The sequence below is a fragment of the Bradyrhizobium sp. genome, assembly GCF_049581145.1.
GTDB lineage: Bacteria > Pseudomonadota > Alphaproteobacteria > Rhizobiales > Xanthobacteraceae > Bradyrhizobium.
This window is the reverse complement of sequence record NZ_JBAURI010000873.1, coordinates 1-3,460: the sequence shown is the minus strand read 5'-3', so window position 1 is coordinate 3,460 and position 3,460 is coordinate 1. Positions and strand designations below refer to the sequence as shown.

5 protein-coding genes are annotated in these 3,460 nt (G+C 66.3%); 3 read left to right on the top strand and 2 right to left on the bottom strand.

Features of this window, described 5'->3' with window-relative positions:
- Positions 1–9 precede the first annotated feature (9 nt).
- Genes WCB02_RS28510 through WCB02_RS28500 form a run of 3 tightly spaced genes read left to right on the top strand, consistent with a single transcriptional unit; the run spans position 10 to position 2,088 of the window.
- Positions 10–60 (top strand): hypothetical protein, encoded by a 51-nt coding sequence (locus WCB02_RS28510; protein ID WP_423963090.1) that lies wholly within the window; start codon positions 10–12, stop codon positions 58–60.
- The gene (locus tag WCB02_RS28505; RefSeq protein ID WP_423963088.1) at positions 57–1,316 is read left to right on the top strand and encodes a CCA tRNA nucleotidyltransferase; all 1,260 of its coding nucleotides are present in this window, start codon (positions 57–59) and stop codon (positions 1,314–1,316) included. The genes WCB02_RS28510 and WCB02_RS28505 overlap by 4 nt, the downstream gene beginning before the upstream one ends.
- Positions 1,317–1,326: 10 nt before the next feature.
- Complete coding sequence (locus WCB02_RS28500; RefSeq protein ID WP_423963089.1) at positions 1,327–2,088, top strand: TSUP family transporter; 762 nt, start codon at positions 1,327–1,329, stop codon at positions 2,086–2,088.
- Between the two features lie 37 nt (positions 2,089–2,125).
- Here the strand turns inward: WCB02_RS28500 and hemF are convergent, their stop codons facing one another.
- Positions 2,126–3,013: an oxygen-dependent coproporphyrinogen oxidase gene (gene hemF, locus WCB02_RS28495; protein WP_423963087.1), complete on the bottom strand. Its 888-nt coding sequence runs from the start codon at positions 3,011–3,013 to the stop codon at positions 2,126–2,128.
- On the bottom strand, positions 3,013–3,460 hold a 448-nt coding region (locus tag WCB02_RS28490; RefSeq protein WP_423963086.1), incomplete at its 5' end, for a tRNA (cytidine(34)-2'-O)-methyltransferase. The genes hemF and WCB02_RS28490, both read right to left, overlap by 1 nt.

Below are 3,460 nucleotides of genomic sequence, written 5' to 3'. Positions count from 1 at the left end.
TCGACCTATATTCCCGCGCATATCGAGAACGGCAAGTTCGTTCCCGGAGCTGAGAAATGAATACTGCACGGGTGCTGGATGCGCCCTGGCTCAAATCCGGTCCGACTGCCCGCGTGCTTTCGCTCCTGAACGACAATGGCGAGGAAGCGCGCGTGGTGGGCGGCGCGGTTCGTAACGCGCTTCTCGGTATTTTGACCGGCGATATCGATATCGCGACCACGGCGCTGCCTGACGAAGTGATCCGGCGCGCCAAGGCAGCCGGCATCAAGAGCGTCCCGACCGGCATCGCCCATGGCACGGTGACGCTTGTGATCGAGGCGCAACCGTTCGAAGTCACCACCTTGCGCCAGGACACCGAAACCTTCGGCCGCAAGGCCAAGGTCGCGTTCGGCCGCGATTGGGTCGGCGACGCGCAGCGGCGCGATTTCACCATCAATGCGCTCTCTGTCGGCGCCGATGGCGTGCTGCACGATTATGTCGGCGGCCTCCCGGATATCACGGCGCGGCGTGTGCGCTTCATCGGCGATCCCAACCACCGGATCGCGGAGGACTACCTTCGGGTGCTGCGCTTCTTTCGCATCCACGCCGCCTTTGGCGCCGGCGAGGTGGACCGCAACGGCTACCTCGCCTGCATCGCCGCGCGCGCCGGGCTTGCCACGCTGTCGGCGGAACGGCTGCGGATGGAAATGCTGAAGCTTCTGATCGCCGACGGCGCGGTCGGCGCGATCACGGCCATGGCGGATGGCGGCCTCTTGTTGCCGATCTTCGGCGGGGTTGCCTATACCGGGCCGTTCGCGACGATGATCGCGGCCGAGCGCCTGCTTGGGCTCGAGCCGAATCCGATCCGACGGCTCGCAGCGCTTGCGGTCGCCGTGACCGAGGACGCCAGGCGCCTTGCATCGCGCCTGCGGCTCTCCAACAACGAGGCCAAGATGCTGGATGCCATGGGCCATCGCTGGTGGCGACTTGCCGGACTGGACGAGGCGAGGGCGCGGCGGCTCCTGTACCGGCTTGGTGAAGACAGCTACCGCAACCGCTTGATGCTGGCCTGGGCCCGGGCGGGCAGCGACAGCGCCCCGGCGCCCTGGCGCGAGCTTGCCACCCTGCCGCTGCGCTGGCGCGCCCCGAAATTTCCGTTGAAGGCGGCCGATTTCATCTTGCGCGGGATCGCCGAAGGCCCCGTGCTCGGCCATGTGCTGACGCTCGCCGAAGATGCCTGGCTTGCCGCCGATTTCCCGCTCGACGAGGCTTCGCTCGGCTGCATCGCCGACCAGGCCGTCGGCCGTCTCAACCGTGACGGCAGGCCGTCCGCATGACTGCTGGAGCATGATTGCCGGCTTCGCCGATATCTCCGCGCTGCAACTCCTGCTGGTGGCCGCAGTGGCGCTGCTGGCCTCACTGATCGGCGGCCTTGCGGGCTATGGCACGGGCGCGCTGATGCCTTTGGTGCTGGTGCCGGTGGTCGGTGCCGAACCGGTGGTGCCGATCATCGCAATATCGGCGATCTTCACCAATTTGAGCCGCGCAACCGCGTATTTTCGCTATGCCGACCGCCGTCGCGCCCTGATCGTGATCGCGGCTGCGGCGCTGACGACCGGGCTCGGCGCCTACGGCTATACGCGGCTCAGCAGCGCGGGCGCGGCGCTCGTGATCGGCACCATGCTGATCGCAAGCGTGCCGCTGCGCCGCATGCTCCGGCGCCGCGCGGTCCGGATCGGCGATCTCGGGCTTGGCGCAAGCGCCGTCGGCTACGGCGTCGTGGTCGGCGGCACGTCGGGGTCGGGTGTGATCCTGCTGTCGCTGTTGATGGCGGCAGGGCTGGAGGGCGCCGCGGTGATCGCGACCGACGCGATGGTTTCCGTCGTCACCAGCGTGATCAAGATCTCCATCTTCGGCCTGGCCGGCGTCGTCACCGCGCAGGTTCTGGCGCTGGCGCTCCTGATTGGTGCGATCGCGCTGCCCGGCGCGTTCCTGGCGCGCGCCTTCGTCGAGCGCATGCCGGTACACATTCATGCCGCGATCCTGGATGTCGCCGTGATCGTGGGCGGCACGGTGATGATCTCGGCGGCGCTGCGGCAGCTCTTTTGACGCTTGCGGGCCTGACCCGGTCAGGGCGGCTGCGTCCTTAAGGCCATTTCACTTCCGGCGGCATCGACGACAGGATCGATTCGACATTGCCGCCGGTCTTCAACCCGAAGATGGTGCCGCGGTCGTAGAGCAGGTTGAACTCGACGTAGCGTCCGCGCCGGATCAACTGCTCCTCGCGATCGTCCGCGGTCCACCGTGTCGCAAAATTGCGCCGGACCAGGTCGGGATAGACGGTCAGGAAGGCGCGCCCGACGTCTTGCGTAAAGGCGAGGTCGGCGTCCCATTCGCCTGAATCGTGCCAATCGTAAAAGATGCCGCCGATGCCGCGTGCTTCCTTGCGATGCGGCAGGTAAAAATACTCGTCGCACCATTTCTTGTATTTTTCGTAAGGCGCAACCGTCGCGTGGGCGTCACAGGCGCCGCGCATTGCGGCGTGGAAGCTGACCGTGTCGGCGTCTTCCTGCGTCCGCCGGCGCTCCAGGACCGGCGTCAAATCCGCGCCGCCGCCAAACCACGCTTTGGTCGTCACCACAAAGCGGGTGTTCATATGGACCGCTGGCACGTGTGGATTGCGCAAATGGGCGATCAGCGAGATGCCGGAGGCCCAGAACCTCGGATCTTCCGCTGCCCCCGGGATCTGCGCCCGGAACTCGGGCGCGAATTCGCCGAACACGGTCGAGCAATGCACGCCGACCTTTTCGAACAACCTTCCATGCATCATCGACATCATCCCGCCGCCGCCGGGCAGCCCGCGATGGTCGGTGCGTTCCCATGGTGTGCGCACAAAGCGTCCCGCGCGATCGGGATAGAGCGAAGCGGGCGCGTCGTCCTCGAGCCTTTCAAAGGCAGCGCAAATCTCGTCGCGCAGGCGCTCGAACCAGGCCTGCGCGCGCGCCTTGCGATCCTCGGTTTCCGACGCATCCATCAGATGTTTCCCTGTTGTTGGGTCTGCCGCAGCGCTTCCCCGACCGCCACGGCTGCGGCCATCGCGACGTTGAGCGAACGCAGGCTCGGCTTGATCGGGATCCTGAGTCGCGCGTCGGCGGCAATGGCGACGGCTTCGGGAACGCCCGCACTCTCGCGCCCGAACAGAAGGATGTCCGACGCCCCGTAGCGAAAATCAAGATAGGAGGTGGCGGCCTTGGTGGTGAACAGCACCAGCCGATGGCCCGCGTCACGACGCCATTGCTCGAATTTCGCCCAGGAGTCGTGGCGCAGCAGTGTCACCTGGTCAAGATAGTCCATTCCCGCCCGGCGGAATGCCCGGTCGGAGACCGGAAAGCCCGCAGGTTCGATGATGTGGGCGGTCACATCCAGGCAGGCGCAGAGTCGCAGAATCGTGCCGGTGTTGGGGGGAATGTCGGGTTGGAAG

Coding starts and splice junctions, on each gene's coding strand:
- hemF (WP_423963087.1), bottom strand. CDS start 3,013: ATGGATGCGTCGGAAACCGAGGATCGCAAGGCGCGCGCGCAGGCCTGG.
- WCB02_RS28505 (WP_423963088.1), top strand. CDS start 57: ATGAATACTGCACGGGTGCTGGATGCGCCCTGGCTCAAATCCGGTCCG.
- WCB02_RS28500 (WP_423963089.1), top strand. CDS start 1,327: ATGATTGCCGGCTTCGCCGATATCTCCGCGCTGCAACTCCTGCTGGTG.